General features: G+C 58.8%; 18 protein-coding genes and 1 pseudogene. 3 read left to right on the top strand and 16 right to left on the bottom strand.

Annotation, left to right across the window (positions count from 1 at the left end):
- The 5 genes from Q1A07_RS18915 to Q1A07_RS18895 all read right to left on the bottom strand — a co-directional run bounded on the left by Q1A07_RS18915 (position 1) and on the right by Q1A07_RS18895 (position 4,052).
- Positions 1 to 849 carry an oxidoreductase gene (locus tag Q1A07_RS18915; protein WP_299783593.1) on the bottom strand — a complete coding sequence of 283 codons (849 nt, stop codon included), beginning with the start codon at positions 847 to 849 and terminating at the stop codon, positions 1 to 3.
- Positions 850 to 903: 54 nt separating this feature from the next.
- Positions 904 to 1,446, bottom strand: a complete 543-nt coding sequence (locus tag Q1A07_RS18910) for a nuclear transport factor 2 family protein (RefSeq protein ID WP_299783592.1) — start codon at positions 1,444 to 1,446, stop codon at positions 904 to 906.
- 58 nt (positions 1,447 to 1,504) lie between these two features.
- Positions 1,505 to 1,987 (bottom strand): nuclear transport factor 2 family protein, encoded by a 483-nt coding sequence (locus tag Q1A07_RS18905; RefSeq protein WP_299783591.1) that lies wholly within the window; start codon positions 1,985 to 1,987, stop codon positions 1,505 to 1,507.
- An 87-nt stretch (positions 1,988 to 2,074) separates the two neighbouring features.
- Positions 2,075 to 3,034: a CocE/NonD family hydrolase gene (locus tag Q1A07_RS18900; protein ID WP_299783590.1), complete on the bottom strand. Its 960-nt coding sequence runs from the start codon at positions 3,032 to 3,034 to the stop codon at positions 2,075 to 2,077.
- Between the two features lie 130 nt (positions 3,035 to 3,164).
- A complete protein-coding gene (locus tag Q1A07_RS18895) occupies positions 3,165 to 4,052 on the bottom strand; it encodes an AraC family transcriptional regulator (protein WP_299783589.1) in 888 nt (295 codons plus the stop codon).
- Positions 4,053 to 4,344: 292 nt separating this feature from the next.
- Between Q1A07_RS18895 and Q1A07_RS18890 the strand changes: the two genes are divergently transcribed.
- Positions 4,345 to 5,337, top strand: a complete 993-nt coding sequence (locus Q1A07_RS18890; protein WP_299783588.1) for an aldo/keto reductase — start codon at positions 4,345 to 4,347, stop codon at positions 5,335 to 5,337.
- Between the two features lie 162 nt (positions 5,338 to 5,499).
- Here Q1A07_RS18890 and Q1A07_RS18885 read toward each other — a convergent pair whose 3' ends face one another.
- The 10 genes from Q1A07_RS18885 to pqqA form a co-directional block, all read right to left on the bottom strand.
- Positions 5,500 to 6,675, bottom strand: a complete 1,176-nt coding sequence (locus tag Q1A07_RS18885) for a DUF2254 domain-containing protein (protein ID WP_299783587.1) — start codon at positions 6,673 to 6,675, stop codon at positions 5,500 to 5,502.
- A 139-nt stretch (positions 6,676 to 6,814) separates the two neighbouring features.
- A complete protein-coding gene (locus Q1A07_RS18880) occupies positions 6,815 to 7,888 on the bottom strand; it encodes an AI-2E family transporter (RefSeq protein WP_299783586.1) in 1,074 nt (357 codons plus the stop codon).
- A 114-nt stretch (positions 7,889 to 8,002) separates the two neighbouring features.
- Positions 8,003 to 8,482, bottom strand: coding sequence for a CreA family protein (locus Q1A07_RS18875; protein WP_299783837.1), 480 nt, complete (start codon positions 8,480 to 8,482; stop codon positions 8,003 to 8,005).
- 233 nt (positions 8,483 to 8,715) lie between these two features.
- Entirely contained in the window at positions 8,716 to 10,230 is a 1,515-nt protein-coding gene (locus Q1A07_RS18870) for a D-Ala-D-Ala carboxypeptidase family metallohydrolase (RefSeq protein WP_299783585.1), read from the bottom strand.
- Positions 10,231 to 10,242: 12 nt separating this feature from the next.
- Positions 10,243 to 11,190 carry a hypothetical protein gene (locus tag Q1A07_RS18865; protein ID WP_299783584.1) on the bottom strand — a complete coding sequence of 316 codons (948 nt, stop codon included), beginning with the start codon at positions 11,188 to 11,190 and terminating at the stop codon, positions 10,243 to 10,245.
- Positions 11,191 to 11,441: 251 nt separating this feature from the next.
- Positions 11,442 to 12,521 (bottom strand): pyrroloquinoline quinone biosynthesis protein PqqE, encoded by a 1,080-nt coding sequence (pqqE, locus tag Q1A07_RS18860; protein ID WP_299783583.1) that lies wholly within the window; start codon positions 12,519 to 12,521, stop codon positions 11,442 to 11,444.
- Positions 12,518 to 12,793 carry a pyrroloquinoline quinone biosynthesis peptide chaperone PqqD gene (gene pqqD / locus Q1A07_RS18855; RefSeq protein WP_299783582.1) on the bottom strand — a complete coding sequence of 92 codons (276 nt, stop codon included), beginning with the start codon at positions 12,791 to 12,793 and terminating at the stop codon, positions 12,518 to 12,520. The genes pqqE and pqqD overlap by 4 nt, the downstream gene beginning before the upstream one ends.
- A complete protein-coding gene (pqqC, locus tag Q1A07_RS18850) occupies positions 12,793 to 13,533 on the bottom strand; it encodes a pyrroloquinoline-quinone synthase PqqC (protein ID WP_299783581.1) in 741 nt (246 codons plus the stop codon). Before pqqC ends, pqqD begins: the two co-directional genes overlap by 1 nt.
- Complete coding sequence (gene pqqB / locus Q1A07_RS18845; protein ID WP_299783580.1) at positions 13,530 to 14,420, bottom strand: pyrroloquinoline quinone biosynthesis protein PqqB; 891 nt, start codon at positions 14,418 to 14,420, stop codon at positions 13,530 to 13,532. The genes pqqC and pqqB overlap by 4 nt, the downstream gene beginning before the upstream one ends.
- A 21-nt stretch (positions 14,421 to 14,441) precedes the next feature.
- Positions 14,442 to 14,549, bottom strand: a complete 108-nt coding sequence (gene pqqA, locus Q1A07_RS18840; RefSeq protein WP_299783579.1) for a pyrroloquinoline quinone precursor peptide PqqA — start codon at positions 14,547 to 14,549, stop codon at positions 14,442 to 14,444.
- A gap of 166 nt (positions 14,550 to 14,715) precedes the next feature.
- Between pqqA and Q1A07_RS18835 the strand changes: the two genes are divergently transcribed.
- A complete protein-coding gene (locus tag Q1A07_RS18835) occupies positions 14,716 to 16,827 on the top strand; it encodes a 4Fe-4S binding protein (RefSeq protein ID WP_299783578.1) in 2,112 nt (703 codons plus the stop codon).
- Complete coding sequence (locus tag Q1A07_RS18830; RefSeq protein WP_299783577.1) at positions 16,824 to 17,702, top strand: FAD:protein FMN transferase; 879 nt, start codon at positions 16,824 to 16,826, stop codon at positions 17,700 to 17,702. Before Q1A07_RS18835 ends, Q1A07_RS18830 begins: the two co-directional genes overlap by 4 nt.
- Before the next feature lie 10 nt (positions 17,703 to 17,712).
- On the opposite strand, the pseudogene Q1A07_RS18825 reads toward Q1A07_RS18830, so the two are convergent.
- Positions 17,713 to 17,808: pseudogene (locus tag Q1A07_RS18825) on the bottom strand (carbon monoxide dehydrogenase); the annotation flags it as partial.

The raw sequence follows: 17,808 nt of genomic DNA, 5'->3' as shown, positions 1-17,808 counted from the left end.
TCACGCCGCATCTTGGCTGGCAGCTTCGTGGTTCACGGCACGAGATGTCCCTTCCCATCTGGACAGCTCTGCCAATAGGCCTTCGCCGTGCTCTCTGATGGCGTCCACGGCGTCATCACCCAGCGCAAGTCGCAAGGGAACCATATCACTCTGCAACGCATCCTCGATTGCTTTTGCGGCTTTCATGGGATCGCCGACTTGCGTGCCATGCATCTCTCTGGCAAAGGCACGCGTGTCGCCAACGATCTCCTTATAATCGCTGATCTTCGGCATGTGCCTTAATGCAGTATCCGCAAATTCAGTTCGAAAGGCACCGGGCTCAACCATCATGGTTTTCACCCCAAATGGAGCCAATTCCTGCGCAAGCGCCTCTGTCAGACCCTCCATCGCAAACTTGCTGGCAGAATAGGTTCCAAACCCGCTGAACGACAGCTGCCCGCCCAGCGAAGACATCATCACAATTGCCCCCTTGCGCCTTTTCCGCATCATGGGCAGTGCTGCCCTTGTCACGGACACGGCCCCGAAGAAATTCGTTTCCATCATCGCCCGAAGCTCTGCGTCCGGTGTTTCTTCCACGGCACCAACGATGCCGTAACCTGCGTTGTTGATCAGCACGTCGATCCCACCAAACCGATCTTCGGCGGCCTCGACAGCCTTCAATATCTGACGGGGTTCCGTGACATCCATTTGGTGCGCCAATACCCGGTCAGGCGCCTGCCGGGCGATCTTTTTCAGTCGATCAAGGCGGCGGGCGGTGACCACGACATTGTAACCGCGACCAATTGCGTATTCTGCAAATGCGGCGCCGAATCCGGACGAGGCGCCAGTGATAAACCATGTCTGTCTCATAGTTTGGTCCTTTCAGTGAAGTCTGGTGAGGGAAGAATTGAGGTATTTGGGATTTCAGCTGCCCGGCGTATTGCGCACATAGACGTTGCCGCGTTCCGCCGTTGCCGTGAACGACATGGCATTCACCCGCCATCCATCAGCGGTCCTCTCGAATCCATGCTCATATGTGCCCCAGACTTCCCAAAGCGCTTCGCCGCCGTTTTCGGGCAAAGCCCCGGAGGCCATCCGGTTCCATGCATAGCCATGGCTTTTCAGGATAGCGGCATCTGGTCCATCGAAGGAAATCCGATGGTTCCCGCGCAGATGGAAACTTTCCTTCTCACCGGCAAGGTTAGCGGACCAACCTGCGATCAGTCCGTCGGCGGGGATCGTCGCGGGGTCGCCCCCCACAAGCGACGTGAAATCCACTGTGATCTCTTGTGTAAAGAAAGCCCGCGCGGTGGCCCAGTCCTTGGCATCTACCGCCGCGTCGATGGCATCCGCGATACGGGTCATCTCGGCCCGGTCCAAAAGCGTTTCCTGGGTCACCGGGTCTCCAGCCGTATCGGCAAATGCTGGTCCCGTCAGAGATACAATCGCGAAAACTACGTGTTTCATTGAATTGGTCCTTTCTGAGTACATGAAGCAGGCCGATCAGGTCGGCGTCGTAACCGCGTTAGAGCCGCGGGGACAAAAGCTCCGAGAGGGGGCGGTTTTCCCATTCGGGCGACGTTTTCAGCGCGGTGACCTGCCAGCCCTCTTCGGTATTCTTCAATACATAGTCGAGGCGGCCACGCTGCTGCCAAACCTCGCCGTCACGTTGGTAGGTCGCGTCATATCGGGCGGTTGCCGTGGCAATGACCGATGACACCCCCAAAATCTCGATCTGCGAGACATCATGCGCGGTACTGTCAAACTTTGGGAACAGCTCCGACCAGGTTTCGACAACGGTCTGCTCATCAACCCGTGCACCGTCCTCCGTCGCCAGCGACAGTTGGTTCAGGATGACATGGTCAGCGAACTTGATATCCAATCGAGCCCAATCCTGCGCGTCGGCGGCAGCGGCAATCCCTTCTATTGTCTCGGCAATCATGACTTCGTCACTGGCAAAGGCGGAGGCCGGGAAAAGGATCAGAGCGGAAAAAAGAAGATGTTTCATGGTGATACCTTTTGGTCGGAGAGGTTGTGTTTGGGGGGAATGAGGCCGGGGACAGACATGGTGCCCGGCGCTCAGATTAATCTCGGATCAGCTGTCCCGATCCGGCTGTGCGGCAAAATGACGGGCCATCGCATCTGCGGCACGATCTACGTCTTCGGGATTGTCATAGAAGTCTGATTGCGTGACGTTTTCGAGCCACGTCACCGTCGCTTCGCCCGTATATCCAGCGAGATAAGCATCGACACCCTGGGGGATGGCGGCGGCCCGCGAATGGACAATGGCCAGCGGTTGATCAAGGAAGGACGCGGTATCCACCGGCAAATAGGTCAGCCAATCGTCCCACCCCGCGTGGTTCCATTTGTTGTCATATGCCGCGATGAGCCCACGGTCGAAACTGCTGTAATAGTCGCTCGCCTGCATCAGCGAGCCTTCGGCATAGGCCGCATGGATCACGTGACCGCCCTGCGCTTCCGCCTCGGCGGCAACCTGCATCAGCCCATCGATACCGTCCGCACCGCCATAGACCGTCTCGACAATTGCGCGATCCTGGAGCCAGGGCGCGACGAGGCCAACACTCTGGATCAGCGGATTTCCTACCGCGGCGTCGGCCATGTAACCTGCCGATGCGCAGATACCCATGCCATTGATTTGCGCCGCATCAACTTCAGGAAACGTGCCAATGAATTGGGCCGCGGCGTTGATGTCCGAAATCTTGGCAGTGGGATTTTCGATAAATCGCATACCACCCGGGGTGCTGGCAGGCAGGTTACCCGACTTGCCCCAGCCGCGGAAATCAAAAGTCACCGCCGCGAACCCACGCTCGACCATCTCCGCGGCGTAAAGCGCGGGCATTTGCTCTTCGACAGAGGTCCATGAGCCGGTGACGAGAACCGTGGGGAGTGCCGAGCCGTCATGGTTCTCCGGCAAATACAGCGTTCCCGACAACACGGCACCCTCGTTCTCGAATGTGAAGGTGCGGGTCTCGATGTCTGCAAGTGCGCTTGTGGTCATCAAGGTGGCGGCAGCAGTGAGCGTAAATCTTTTCATCTGTCATCTCCCATATTCATTCAGGTGCGAGCGTGTTGCCCGGTGACATGAGAGATACGGCCTGCCAGTGCCGATTAATTGAACCGGGCAACTCGGTTTTTGAACGATGCTGCTTTTTGTAGAAAACTACTCAGGCAGATTGAGACGCGCGATACTGGCGCGGCGTCTGACCTGTTACCTGTTTGAAGCTGCGCGAAAAATGCGCCTGATCTGCAAAGCCACATGTAAGTGCGATATCACCCAGGGCACGGGCAGGTTCCGCCATCATCCTGATCGCTTGCTCAACCCGGTAAGCGAGGACGTATTGCATGGGCGTCGATCCGAGCGTCTCCTTGAAGACACGGCTGAAGTGAGACGGGCTCATACCCGCCTCGCGCGCCAGGTCATCGACCGAGATCGACTGGTCCAACCTATCCCTGATCATGGCCAGGACCCGGTTGTAGTGCGCCGATGTAAACCGAGCCGTCAGCGCGACCTCTTCAGGACGTCTCTTTCCATATCGCTGGAGAAGTTTGACCAGCAGCACCCGGCTCATGGCTTCGAACATGACGCCAGAAGACATGTCGTCGTTTTCCAAGGCATCGCGCAACATCACACCGGCAGCGCAGAGATCGGCGTCTGAAAACTGCGGCAGATCGCGAAACTGCTGCACATGGAGCAGCAGGCCCATTTCCGTCTGTGCAAAGCGTTCCACTTTCACTGGATCAATGGTGACAACAATCACGTCGGATTTGGCAAACCAGCGCCAGCCGGATCGCATGCCGGCCGGGGTCACGATGATATCGTTCTTGTAGAATGTGAAATCCCGCATCTCACCGTCCCGCCGGTTCTGGACCCGGTGCGGTTCGTCCTTGAGGTTCAGCAACACATGGTGTTCGGCAAATACTTCTTCCGGCATGCTATCCGGCTCTGCCTGAAAATACCGCACGGACATCAGGGAAGCTGCCGATGTGTGCTCCAGATCGTCGCTGTTCAGCAACGGCAAAGACGGATAAATTTCCTCGTATCTGCGGGGCATGATCAGGATCCTTCCACTATGAAAACTAGCATGCCGCCCGAAAACGGCCAGCCGGGGTCGGATAAATCGATGCGCCGCACCTTGGTGTCCGAGACTACGATATCGTCGCCACCGGGAGGACGGATCGGCTGACTGCAAACTATGGGAGTCCGCGCTGCTCTTCCAAGAGAGGCCGTGACGGCCACTCTGCGCGTCTGTCTTTCAAAAATGGAAGGATCATTCCAAAGCGTTTCATAGGTGTTTTTCCTGTCCTGTGGCTAACTCTTTTTGAAGCCACCAAAGGAGTTCCAAAATGATGTTTCTCGATCAGAAAATTGCACCGCTAGGCATGGGTTGCTGGCCCATCGGTGGGCCGATGTTCTCAGGTGATCAGCCGCTTGGGTACACCAATTCCGATGACACGGAATCGCTGCGCGCGATTCACGCAGCGCTTGATGGCGGCATCCAGCTTTTTGATACAGCCGCAGCCTACGGGGCAGGACACGCGGAGCGGCTGCTTGCACGCGGATTAAAAGGCCACCGCGAAGCCATGGTGGTTACCAAGGTTGGTATCACCATCGATGAAGCCACCAAACAGCTGACATTTGAAGACGCCACACCTGAGGCGATCCAGCCTGCCATTGACCAATGCCTGTCCCGGCTGGACCGCGACCGCATTGACCTCATGCTGCTGCATCAAAACGGTCTTTCGGTGGCCCAAGCCGAAGCCGTTTTCGACGAAATGGAAAAAGCCTGCGATGCGGGCAAGATCAGGGCTTACGGCTGGAGCACCGATTTCGCGGATAGCGCCACTGCTTTCGCGCAGCGACCCAACTTCACCGCCGTTCAACATGCGATGAATGTCCTGCTGGACGCCCCGCGTATGCAAGACGTCGCGCAAAACCATGACTTGACCGCCCTTATCCGCTCACCGCTGGCGATGGGTTTGTTGAGCGGCAAGTATGGTGCGGCCTCAAAAATTCCGTCTGACGACATTCGCGGCACGGATAATCTGATGGTGAAGTATTTCGATGGTGCGCGTCCGAACCCTGAATTCCTCGAGCCGTTTGAGGCCATCCGCGATCTGCTGACGACAGATGGGCGCAGTTTGATACAAGGCGCAATCTGCTGGCTCTGGGCCAAAGGCGAGATGAATATCCCAATCCCGGGCGCGCGCGCTGTCGAGCAGATCCACGGCATCACCGGCGCGCTGCAACATCCCCCACTTTCCAGCCACGTGATGGAAGAGATTGAAACCGTATTGAGGCGTGATCCCGATGACCCCCATGCGGACGAGGAAAGGTAGTCGCCCCCGCGCCTCCCGGCATCGCAGCCTTGCAGCATGTCACAAGGCTTGCGTCGCGTGTCACGGTATCCACCCCAAGCTCAGCTGGTCTTTGGGAATGGCGGGGCGGCAACAACGGCACGCGCAGTGGCGACTGCATGACGCCCCATCGCCAGACGGACCCTAAAGACCTTTGTTCAGGTCGCTTACCCTCGATTTGTAATGCCCATGCGCCAAATGATCCGTCTCGCAATAGGGCTGAGAGGCCAGAAAACTGCGCTTGAAAAGATCGTCATACGTGAGGCGCGGGCCCAAAACATACTTGCCCGCGCCGTCTTTGCCCAACCCGTCCCCGTGGTGCTTTGCCGTCTTAAGCGCGTTGTGCATCCAGTTCAGACAGTTGATTGCCGTAAAGGGGTCGTTCACCCCAGGCGACAAGGCGCGGGCCAGCATTTCCACCAGTTGATCCACCAGAAACAAAACATTTTGATGTTCTGTGCGGCTGACGCCTAGGGCGTAGGCTTCACAAAGCTCCGTATAGTGCTCATCCGACAGACCGCCTTCGGTCCAAACGGTCAATGCGGGTGTAAAGGGGGTCACGAAATCACCGGGCAGTTTTTCGATCCTGATCTGTAAATCTTTTTCGCGCATCAGGTCTTCGATCAGGTCATAATTTAGCGTCTGGATATAGCCCGCTGATCCCAGCATGATCTGATGGTCCGGCGGGCGATCCGGGTAGTTGATCTCAGGGCGCTCTTCCAATGCGGCTTCGGCTTCGATGATATTGACGATCTCGGCCTCCAGCCGCCGCCCCAGCGAGGCCGTTATGTTGGAGACGTTGATGGTTTCCGGCACATGGTGCACAAAATAGATCATGGTGAAGACGGCAATGATGCAGCCCAGCATGGCCACCAGCATTGAATACTGCGGGACAAAAGCGTCCACGCCCGCCGCCTCGGACGGGTCCTGAACCGCACGCAGGATGGAGAGCGCATAAGCGAAGGTTGCGATCAGAATACCAAGGCTGATCTGGTTGCCCCGGTCCCGCATGAAGTTGCCGATCAGACGCGGGCCATAGTTACCTGCAGCGAAGGACACTGCAACGATTGTCATCGAAAACATCACACCGGTCACACCGATGACAGCTGTGGATATGGTGGACAGGGTGCTGCGCGCGCCATCAACCTGCGTATTCACAAAGGGGTCCGGCAATCGAAAGGGCAACAGCTCGGTGTGGCGGTCGATCCACTCTGTTGCGTGTGCAAGGGCCAACGCGACCAGAACGAGGGCTGCCGGGATAAACCAGTAGCTGGCACGCATATCCTGTGCCAGTTTGAGCAGGAGCGCGCGTTTTCTCATGTTGCATCTTCCCTCTGCCGTCCCATTCCCGCGTCCCCGGAACCTGCACCCCACTGGGCCAGACCCGGCCGGCGATCAGGACCCGAAGGACACACCAGCCTGTCTCGACCGGTGCGCACAAGGGGCGAAGCCAGGCGCTTCACGGCGACTGTCTTCTGGTATTGTCGGCAGCTCCCAGAAAACTGCCTATGACATTCAGGCGGTCGACCTTGTCACAGACGACCTTGAACACGAGCAAAAACGGCACGGCCACCAACGCCCCGGCAACGCCCCAGAGCCAGGCCCACAAAACGACCGTCAGAAAGACCGCCACGATGTTCAACTCCAACCGTTTGCCGATCAGGTAGGGCGTCACGAACTGCGCCTCTATCGACGTCAACGCCTGGTACACAATTGGTGCCAGCAGCGCGTAGGACAGGCTGTCGAAGAAGATCACCGAATGGACAGCCACCAGCACGGTGCCAATGACGCCACCCAGAATTGGCAGATAGTTGAGCAGGAAGGCGGCGATACCCCAAATGTAGGCGTATTCAAGCCCCACCAGCCAGAGCCCCGCGAAAACGGCCAGCCCCAGCCCCGCATTGATCACCGTAATCGTCAGCAGATAGCCGGACACCCGCCTTTCGATGTCGTAGACGGTTGAGAGAGCCTTCTTTTTCTCGCTGAGCCTTGGAAAGGCCTGCACCAGCTTGACATAAAAGAGATCACCAGAGGCCAGCAGGAACAGCGCAAGGATAAGTGCAACGCCGATAGACGTGGCGCTACTGGCAACCACGGTAACAGCGGAATTCAGCAGACCCGGCTGCTGAACGACAACCTCCTGCGGCCCATCCGCTGGCGCCGCCGTCATCTCTTCCACTTGAGATGACGCATCCTTTACCGCCTCAATGGCCTCCTGCACGCCGCTCAGTTTTTGCTGGAGCTCTCTTGCGATGTTGGGGGCGTCGTCGGTCCATGACCGAACCGTCCCACCGGCAAAGTAAGCAGCTGAACCGATAGACGCCGTCGCCATGAGGATCAGAAAGGCCGCGGAGAGCCCCGCAGGCAGGCCTTTACGCTGCAGGAACCTGTTGATGGGACTGAGTGTCAGCGCAAAGAGAAACCCCAGCATGATCGGCAGGATTAGATCGCGGGCAAAATAAGCAATTACGAAGATGGCAATCGTCGTGAGGGTGTTGGCACTTCGTCGCAGGGCTTTGATATCTTCGTTCATCTATCGATCCATTGAATCGCCGCAGAAACCTGTAAACTCCGGCCCCTGCGTTCCTGGTATTTCGGGTCGGACCACGCACCAGCAGCGCCCTTACACATCGCCGTCAGAAGCGCCCTAGTTCTGGAATAGCGGCACCGTCGAGATTGACATCTTGGCCGATCCATTCTGCACCTCGCGCGCATGCGCAACATAAATCAACGTTTGATTTTCGTTATCAAAAATACGTTTTACGCTCAACGACTTCCAGATGATCGACCGCCGTTCTGAAAAAATGCTCTCCCCCTCGTCCGACCGATCGATGTCTCCAATTGCAATAGGACCGGTCTGGCGGCACGCAATGGAGGAGTTGGACGGATCTTCGAACCAATTGCCTTTCTGAAGACGGTCGATCAGGCCGCGCTCGAAATACGCAACATGACACGTGACACCTTCGACCTCCGGGTCAGCAAAGGCCTCGATCACGATATCATTGCCAAGCCAGTCCACATCGACATTGCCGACTTTTTCTGCCGCAACAGGCTCGGCGATCACGAACAAAGCCACAATGGCTGGCAGGAGGCGGTGAAACCGCGACCCTCTGTCGTTCAGGATCATCTCAGGCCAAAGAACGACAAGACAGCCAAAATGACGACGATGAGGCCAACGATGTAGATAATGCGGTTCATGATGTTTCCCTGTTTGTGGCGTCTGGCGCACGACGTCGTGCCGCGCATCCGGCGCTCTCCCAAGCAAACACCTGAGGCTCCGCATGGTTCCCCGATTTCTCACCCAAGATTGTTTTTTCCGGTCGGTTGACTGTCGTGAATTGCGGTGAGGGGCGCGCGTGCTTAAGCGCCACGCTCGTCCCAGGTTGCCCGGTGGCCTCTGGTATCCACGTGGACAAAGCTGTTGTATATCCCGATGCCGCCTTCGAAAAACCCGTTCTGCCGCAGCTCCTGCGCAACATCCGCCCAATCCCCGGAGTTGCCATGTCCGCCATCGATCACCCGAAAATCCGCAGCGTCAAAAGCCATGTGCCGACTGCTGCTGGCCCCATTGATCGAGCCATTATAGGCAGGGCTGCGATAAACGCTGTTGAGGCTGATGCGAGCGCCGATACGGTCCCGTATCTCATCAAGCAGGCGCGCCAATGGCACAACGCTTCCATAAAGATCTGAAGGCGGGTCGGTGTTGTTCTGGTGTGTCGCGTTTGATGCACCCTTGAACAGGAATTCGTCCCAATTGAAATGACGCACATCTGACAGCTTGTCCTGCCAGAAGGCCTCGAACGGATGACCCGCCACAGCAGCCACATCCCGGTTGATATCGTCACCTGTCTCCAGCGGATCATCGGCTTCCACATCGGCGAACTGGTTGGACACCAGCTTGATCCAACCATCATTGGACAGTTGCCGCAACAGGGCCCCGACCCCGCATTGCTGTGTCACCGCATTGGCATCGAACACGTGATCGGCAATGAACTTGCCGCGACGGTAGATGGTGGAAAACCCCCACAGATAGGGTGACGGAACGCTGCGCGACCGGTAGCCAAACCCATTGTATCGTTCGAACCGAAAGAGCGCGCGCGGCAGGGACCAGTCAGCTTCCTGATCGAACCCTTTCAGGCGCAATGCATCTGTCGCACTTTCCTCGAATGTGAAAGGCGGCGTGCCGATTTCCGGCTTACCCCCCGGAACACGCGAAGTCCGTGCACCCAAGGGATCACCATTGTGCAGATGGGCCTCGAAATTGTAGGTCGATTCCATCTGGTGTAGCCCTGCGACGAACCACCACGGGATGCCCAGAGGGGTGCCGATAGACTGGTATCGGGCGCGATTGTCATAGGCGGTCTGCGCCATCTTCCTGACCTTGGGCACATGGCTTGGGCGAATACCGGCCCCGTTGAAAAATCTCACATATTCATCCGCAAGATCGGCGTAGTTGCTGGAATCGATCGGGATCTGATCATTCAAGATATCGCCCGGCGCCAATGCGGGTGTCGTTGCCCCATCGATGATCGCCGCATCACTGCCCGGGTCGGGCGCCCCGGGGTCATCGGCCGGATCGCTGCGCCCGGCGTCATGCAATTCCGCGTGCAGCCGCCCCATTTCAGCGCGCATATCGCCGATCGCCGGTGAAGCCGAAAACCCGACCGTGCGTGTCAGATGTTCGATGTGACCGATGATCCGCCCAATCACGTCCAGCATGGCCACCGAATTGTCGCGCAGGTTCTTCAGGGCGGCCAGCCGCATCGCCTCTTCGGCCTCGGTCCAGAGCTTTTCAACCAGATCAAGCTCTTCGTGGCTTTGCGCCTGTGACGCGAGTTCTATGAAATGATCTTCATCGTATCTGAATTCCGGCATCTCACACTCCGATCAACGATCTTTATCTCTGAGGTCTTTCAAATCAGTCAGGACGCTCTCCAGCAAAATGCGGGTCTCCGTCGCCCTGCGGACAAATTCAGTGCTTCTTTCAACGGAATTGACGGTCTCCAACGTGATCGCCTCGCGCAGCGACACCAGCGTCTTGTCGGACCGATCCAAGAGCTTCACGTAGTCGGTCAGGGCGCTTTCAAAAAGGATCGCCTTGGCCGCGTTGCCTTCGGGGCTGCGCAGCGCGTCGAGCTTGCGCTGCAAGCGTGCCTGCTCTTCGGTCTTACCGTCCAGACGGGCCCGGTTCAGGGCAATCGATGTCTGCTTCACCGAACCGACAAATTGCGAAACGTAGACAGCATAAAGCGCGGGCGTGTCATCGATCATAAGACCGATCAACGACCGAATATCCGGCTCCAGTTTCAGCACCGAACGGGATGCGGCATTCTGCGTGGCGGCGGTGACAAGCCGTTCAGCAATATTGGTCACACCCGCAATGGGCAGTTCGGCAAGAACGACGCCTGTCCCGGCAAAAAGTGCCGTCACCGCCGTGTTCAGCGCGCCCAACTCCTTGCCCCGTTGCGCAATCACCGACGCAGGTCTGCCAGCGGAGACATCGAGCAATATCTCGGAATAGGTCTCCAGAACCGCCAATGCCAGACGGCGGACCTGGATATCGGGGTGCTCGTTAACACGCACCCCCTCCTCGCCTAGGGCAAATTCGACCCGGAAACAGGGGCGATACCCCTGCGCATTGCGCGCGCAGGAGGTCGCTTTTGGCCCGCTATCCGTGACCAACACCGCCGACACCTCGTCGAGGATCAGATCCCCAGCCGCCTTGGTGTTCGATACGCTGTCCGCGTAGGCGGCGAGTTCATTTTTGGGTAGTACAGCGCAGGCAGAAAGAAAAAGAGCCGCGACAAATACGCAAATAATTCGGGGGCTACCCACAATAATCCTCCAGCTTAAAATGACCGGAAAAAGTAGAAATAATTAAAATATTAACAGCTATTAAAGCGCATAGAGGCGTGATCTGGCAAGGGTTTCGTTTATCGCAACGCACCCTGCAGTTGTGTGATCGTACGCAATCGGGAAGTGCGGAGACAAACCCAAGGCGCTGCTTTCAAAAGATTTTCAGGTTTGCGACAGGGGGGAAGGACCTTGCTTTTGAGACACGCGAGGGCGAACTATTCGCGGGGTCGTCAGAGCCTACGATAGATGAAATCGGGCACATCGACGGTGCTCACTTCCTGCACCAGCAGCGCGTCCAACGCCGCGCGGCCCGGGGACTTTCGGCACACCGGGTCCGTTGCCGAAGGATCACCCAGAACCGCCATCGCCTGACAGCGACAACCGCCAAAATCAATATCGCGCCGTTCGCAGCTTTGGCACAGGTCCGGCAGCCAATCCGTCCCGCGATAGGCATTGAACGCCGGGCTGTCATACCAGACGTCGCGCAGCGGTTGCTCCGTCACCCGCGCAAAGGTGAGGCCGGGAATGGTCTCGGCCGCGTGACAGGGCAGAACGGTGCCGTCCGGTGTGATGTTGACCCCGGTCGAGCCCCATCCGTTCATGCAGGCCTTGGGGAAATCGGAATAGTAATCGGGGGGCACAAAATCGATAACCAGCGTGCCGCGCAGCCGTTCCGTCGCGGCGCGCACGATCCGCTTGGCTTCATCCACCTGATCGCGGCTCGGCTGCAATGCCGCACGATTGCTCAGCGCCCAGCCCTGGAACTGCACACAGGCCACTTCGATCCGGCGCGCGCCCAGACGGACAGCCATCTCGATCGTGGCCTCCAGATCGTCTAGGTTTTCGCGGTGCATCACCGCATTCAGAGTCAGCGGAAAACCCATTTGGGCGATGTGATCCGCCACATGCATCTTGCGATCAAATCCGCCCTTGTAGCCGCCAATCCGGTCGGCGATCCGGGCATTCACCCCCTGCACCGACAGTTGGATATGGTCGAGACCTGCATCCTCCAGCGCCTGCAGACGTCTTGGCGTCAGGCCAATGCCGGAGGTGATCAGATTGGTGTAGAGCCCTGCATCCCGCGCAGCAGCCACCAATTCGACGATGTCCCGGCGCGATGCGGGCTCCCCGCCCGACAGGTGCAGCTGCAACACTCCAAGACCTGCAGCTTGTTCAAAAATATCGGCCCATTGCTCGGTAGACAGCTCCCGATCCTTCGCCGTCAATTCCTGCGGGTTGGAGCAATAGGGGCAGGCCAGCGGGCAACGGTGCGTCAACTCAGCAAGCATGGCAAGCGGCGCGTTGGTCATGTCCTGACGTCCAGCAGACGCTTGTCCGCGAGGTCCCCCAGATAGGCGATTACATCCGCCATGATCTCGGATTTCTCCGCATCATAAAGCCCGGCCAGCGTATCGGAAATCTGATCGATGCTCGCTTGCCCGTCGACGTGATCCAGCACCGCACAACCGATCTGGTCCAGCATCAACACCCGCTCCGGGCCCAGCAGCACCGGGGTGTCACGCACCCGGTCGAAATGTCGACGCACCCCGCGCGGCAGAGAGGGGACATCCGCAGGTCCCATCACAACAGACCTTCGCCCGGTTGCCAGGCCCCGGGCGGAATGCGACCCGGGTCAACATAGGCAGAATGGAGCGCATCCAGCTGCGACCACAGCACCTCTGTCTTGAAGATGAGCGCATTTGCGGCGGCGTCTTGATCCGCCTGCGTGACCGCATGATCCAGCACCCAGCCCAGACCAAAGGCCACGTCCCGTGGAGCTTCGCTCAACCGGTGCTGGAAATAGGAAATCGTCTCGGCATTTGCGAAGTCATAGTGTTCCAGCAGCCCCGCAATCCGGTCCTTGTGGATTTTCGGGGCAAAGAGTTCGGTGAGCGAGGAGGCCACCGCTGGCAACATCGGCTCGTCCCGCACGAACCGAACGTAGGCATCGACGGCAAAGCGCGTGGCGGGCAGTACGCCCTGCGCCGAGGACACATAGTCGGGGTCCAGCCCGACACCTTCGGCCAGCTTCAGCCAGCGGTGAATGCCGCCCGTGCCCGCTTCGGTGCCGTCGTGATCCTCAATCCGGCGCCGCCAACTGCGCCGCAACCCGGGATCGCTCACGCGCGACAGAAAGGCCGCATCCTTCATCGGGATACGGGACTGGTAATAATAGCGATTGATCACCCAGGCGCGCACTTGATCCGGTGTGCAACCCCCTGAATGCAGCAGGTGATGGAACGGATGCTTGTCGTGATACCGTTCCTCGCCAATCTTGCGCAGGCGCGCCTCGAACGCAGCACGATCAGGGGCTTGGGTCACAGCGATATCTCCATCCCGTCATGGGCAATCTCCCATCCGGCGGCGGTCACAGCAGCCCGTTCGGCGCTGTCTGGCTGCAGAATGGGGTTGGTGTTGTTGATGTGCACGAACATCTTGCGCGCCTCCAGACCTGCGAGCCGCGCAATCGACCCCTCCGCACCGTTGAGCGCGATATGCCCCATGCGTGCGCCGGTTTTCTGCCCGGTGCCCGTGCGCGCCATATCGTCATTTTCCCAGACCGTGCCGTCAAAGAGCAGGAAATCCACGCCTGCCAGCCGGTCAAGCAACCAATCCGGTACCGTCGCGCAGCCGGGCACATAGGCCGCGCGCCGACCTTGCGTTTCCAGCAGCAGCCCAACGGTCTGCTCTCCCACCGCTTCAAGATCCAACGCGGCCTCGTCTTCCAGGAACAAGGCCACCTTACCCGGCACCGCAAAGGGCGTGACCCGCAGGCCTGGCACCGGTTCGAAAGGCGTATCAAGATGGATCGTCTCACGCCCAACCAGATCGGCATCCAGCACGTTGAAAACGGAATTGCTCGACGTGATCTCCATGCCTGCAGATGTGGCGTAAAGCTTAAAAGCGGTCTTTTCGCGCAATGTCAGCAGCCCGGCGATGTGGTCGATATCGCCATTGGTCAGCACGACCGCCCCGATTGGCGTATGCCGCAGCGATTTGGGATGCAGCTGCGGGGTTCGCAGCAGCTGTGCAGAGATATCCGGGGAGGCGTTCAGGACCGCCCAAGTCTCGCCATCAGCCGAAACCGCAATCGACGACTGCGTCATCACAGGCAGCTTGCCCGCCCGTGCATCGGCGCAATTCTGGCACCCACAATTCCATTGGGGCAGCCCACCACCGGCGGCTGCCCCAAGAATAAGAATCTTCATAATGTTGAATCAGCGGATGATTCAGATCACGTCGCGGTCACCGCCACGCTCATCATCTTCGCCGGGGCCATACATGTTGATTTCCATGCCGCATTTAATTTCCCGGGCCTTCGGTTTGCTCCAAGCCATGTCGTTCCTCCTCTGAATGTCTCCAATAGCTAACATATAAAGGTCTGATCGGAAAATGCGACCTTTGGATGAGGTCACGCTCCTATTTGCTTTATCCAAACATCGGGAGAAGGATCATACCTTAGTCCCATAGGACAGGTGCCTGCGCGAGCCTAGGATCAGCGCCATGACAGGGAGAGAGACTGCAGCTGCACGCGCACTAGGGGCGTTAACGGCCTTGCTTTTCTGGGCGGTCACCACCGTACAGGGAACGGCCGAGCCTTTGTCCCGTGAGGCCCTGGAACCCCATATCGCACCGCCTATGTCGCTGGGGGAGCAGATCAGCGACACCGGTGTCTGGCAACTCCTGAATTCGGGGGGCGCGAATGCGGGCTATGTGTTTGAGACGGAACCGATGGCACCGCTGCCAGGCTTTTCAGGCGCGCCCATCAACGTGCTGGTCGTGCTCGATCTGGACGGTCGGTTTCTGGATGTGAAACTCCTGTCGCATAACGAACCGATCTTTGTGTCCGGCCTTGGACAGGCGCCGTTCCATAAGTTCTTCGAGCAATACCGTGGCCATTCGATCACCGACAGCCTTGTGGTTGGCACACCTTACGGATCGGGCGGCGATGGATCAGCACTGGTCTATCTGGACGGGGTGACCAAAGCGACGGCCAGCGTCCGCATCGCTCATGAAAGCGTGCTGGCCGCAACCCTGCAGGTGGCCCGCGAAAAGATGGGCGGGATTGCCACCGGCCCACCCGCCTATCCGGACCAGGAGTACACCGAAGACCTCACATGGGACGATCTGGTGACGCAAGGCATCGCCGTGCGCCGGGTTGTCAGCAATGCGGAGGTGGATGCGGCCTTCGCAGGTACCCTGTGGGAAGACGACGACCCAGAGGCCACCGATTACCCCGACGAGACCTATCTGGACCTTTGGGTGATCGACATCGGGCCGCATTCCATTGCCCGCGCGGTTCTATCCGACGACAGCCTCGCCGAGCTGGAACAGTTCATGTCGATCTCCACAATGGACGAGCCCGTGCTGGTCGTGGAAACAGCACGGCACGGCCTGATCACAGATGACTTTGTCCGCAACACAGCCCCCGACCTGATCAGCGCGGAACAGGGTGGGTTCCCAATCGCCTTTCGCGACGCCGATATCTACTTGGAGATGCAGGACACCGTGCCCGAAGACATCCGCGATGGCACCGCCCTGATCCTGCGCACGGACCGGCGTCTGGGGTTTGATCCAACCGCGGAATGGGAATTGCATATCAAGGCGCTGCGCGAACACGGTGTCTTTCAACCGGAAATCGGGTCGGTGACGTTCGAGGTGCCTTACCAAGCCCCCGAACGCTTCTTTGCCCGTCAGGAGGTGGTCAAACCGGCCCCGCCCTGGGTGGATGCCCTGCGCAATCGCGCCTCTGACCTGATCCTACTGGGTGTTTTCCTCACCGGCCTGCTGATGCTGCTGGGTCTTTCGCTGAACCGGCTGGCGGGATATCGGCATTTCACGCCAATCCGCCTCGCGATCCTTGCTTTCATGACAGGTTTCGTCGGCTGGTGGGGTCAGGGCCAGCTCTCCATTGCCACGCCACTGGCCGTGATCCGGACAGCGTTCGAAGGGGGCAGCTATGCCTTCCTCCTCTATGATCCCTTTTCGCTCATACTCTGGGCCGTCACGATCATCGGTTTTGTCCTTTGGGGGCGCGGTCTCTTTTGCGGCTGGCTCTGCCCGTTCGGCGCGATGCAGGAATTCACCGCCCACCTGGGGCGCCTGCTCCGCCTGCCGCAAATCGAACCGAACGCCCTCTGGGATGACCGGCTGAAACTCTTGAAGTACGTCGTCCTCGCGGGTCTCGTCGCCATTCTGTTCACCGCCCCTGCCCGGCTGGACCAAGCCATTGAGGTTGAACCCTTTAAGACCGCCGTCACGACCTTTTTCATCCGCGAATGGTACTACGTCGCCTACGCCGTCGGCCTGCTGCTCCTGTCCATGGTGCTGTTCAAAGGGTTCTGCCGGTATCTCTGCCCGCTCGGCGCGGTGATGGCCATTGGTGGACTGATCCGGGGTCGCGACTGGATTGCCCGACGCACCGAATGCGGTACACCCTGCCAGCTGTGCAAGGTCAAATGCAGCTACGGCGCCATCAAGAAGACCGGCGAGATCCAGTATTCCGAGTGCTTCCAATGCCTTGACTGCGTCACCATCCACGACGACGAACGTCAATGCGTGCCGCTCATCCTCGCGGGCAAAGGCCGCAGTCTGCAAAAGGTGGCCGCCGAATGAGTCTGAGCAGACGCCGTTTCCTGACCATTTCTGCGGGATTCGCATGCGCACCGGGGTTTGCGCAAGCGCATACGTGGCAAGGGCGTGCCTTTGGCGCGGATGTGTCAATCACCCTGCGCGGCCCGAAACCGCCCGCCATGGCGGCTCTGCGGAAGGCGCGCGCGCAGATTGCCGAAATCGAAAAACTCTTCAGCCTCTACAATCCCACCTCGGCCCTGTCACAACTGAATACCAAGGGCGCGCTGCACACCCCGGATGCCCGATTCCTGGCGCTAATGCGGGCTGCAGATCACGCTTTTGAAGTGACCGGTGGGCTCTTTGATGCGACCGTACAAACCCTCTGGCACGCCCTTGCCACGGGCGAAAACACGGATGTCGCGCAAAAGGCCGTCGGCTGGCGCAGGGTACGTTTTGGTGTTCAAAAGATCACGCTGAGCAAAGGTCAGGCCCTGACGTTCAACGGCATTGCCCAGGGCTTTGCCACGGATGAAATCACCCAAGCACTGAAAGCCCAAGGCATGCAAAACGTGCTGGTGAACATCGGCGAGTATCGTGCGGTCGGCGGTCCATGGCGTCTGGGACTGAGCGACCCGACATGGGGTCATCTGGGCACGCGTACGGTGACGGATGCGGCCATCGCCACATCAAGCCCCGGTGCCATGTCCATTGGTCCCGCAGCTCACATCCTCCACCCTGTCGCCGGGCCACGGTGGTCGACGGTCTCCGTTGAGGCGCCAACAGCGACACTGGCGGATAGCTTGTCCACCGCTCTGGTCTTGGCGGATATTGACCAGATCACAGAGATCAAAAAAGCGTCACACGACCTGGGTCGCGTGACGCTGGTGTCCATGCAGGGTGAGTTGATCACCCTCTAGTTTTCAGCCTTCACGCGGCGTCTTTAACCGCGCGTTTTGTCATGACGGCGGTGAGATGTGCGCGGTAGTCGCCGGTGCCGTGCAGGTCGCTGATCATGTCGGCGCC

The organism is uncultured Roseobacter sp. (assembly GCF_947492555.1).
In the GTDB taxonomy this organism is placed as follows: Bacteria; Pseudomonadota; Alphaproteobacteria; order Rhodobacterales; family Rhodobacteraceae; genus Roseobacter.
The sequence above is the reverse complement of the archived record's forward strand: the minus strand, read 5'-3'. Positions and strand labels throughout refer to the sequence as shown.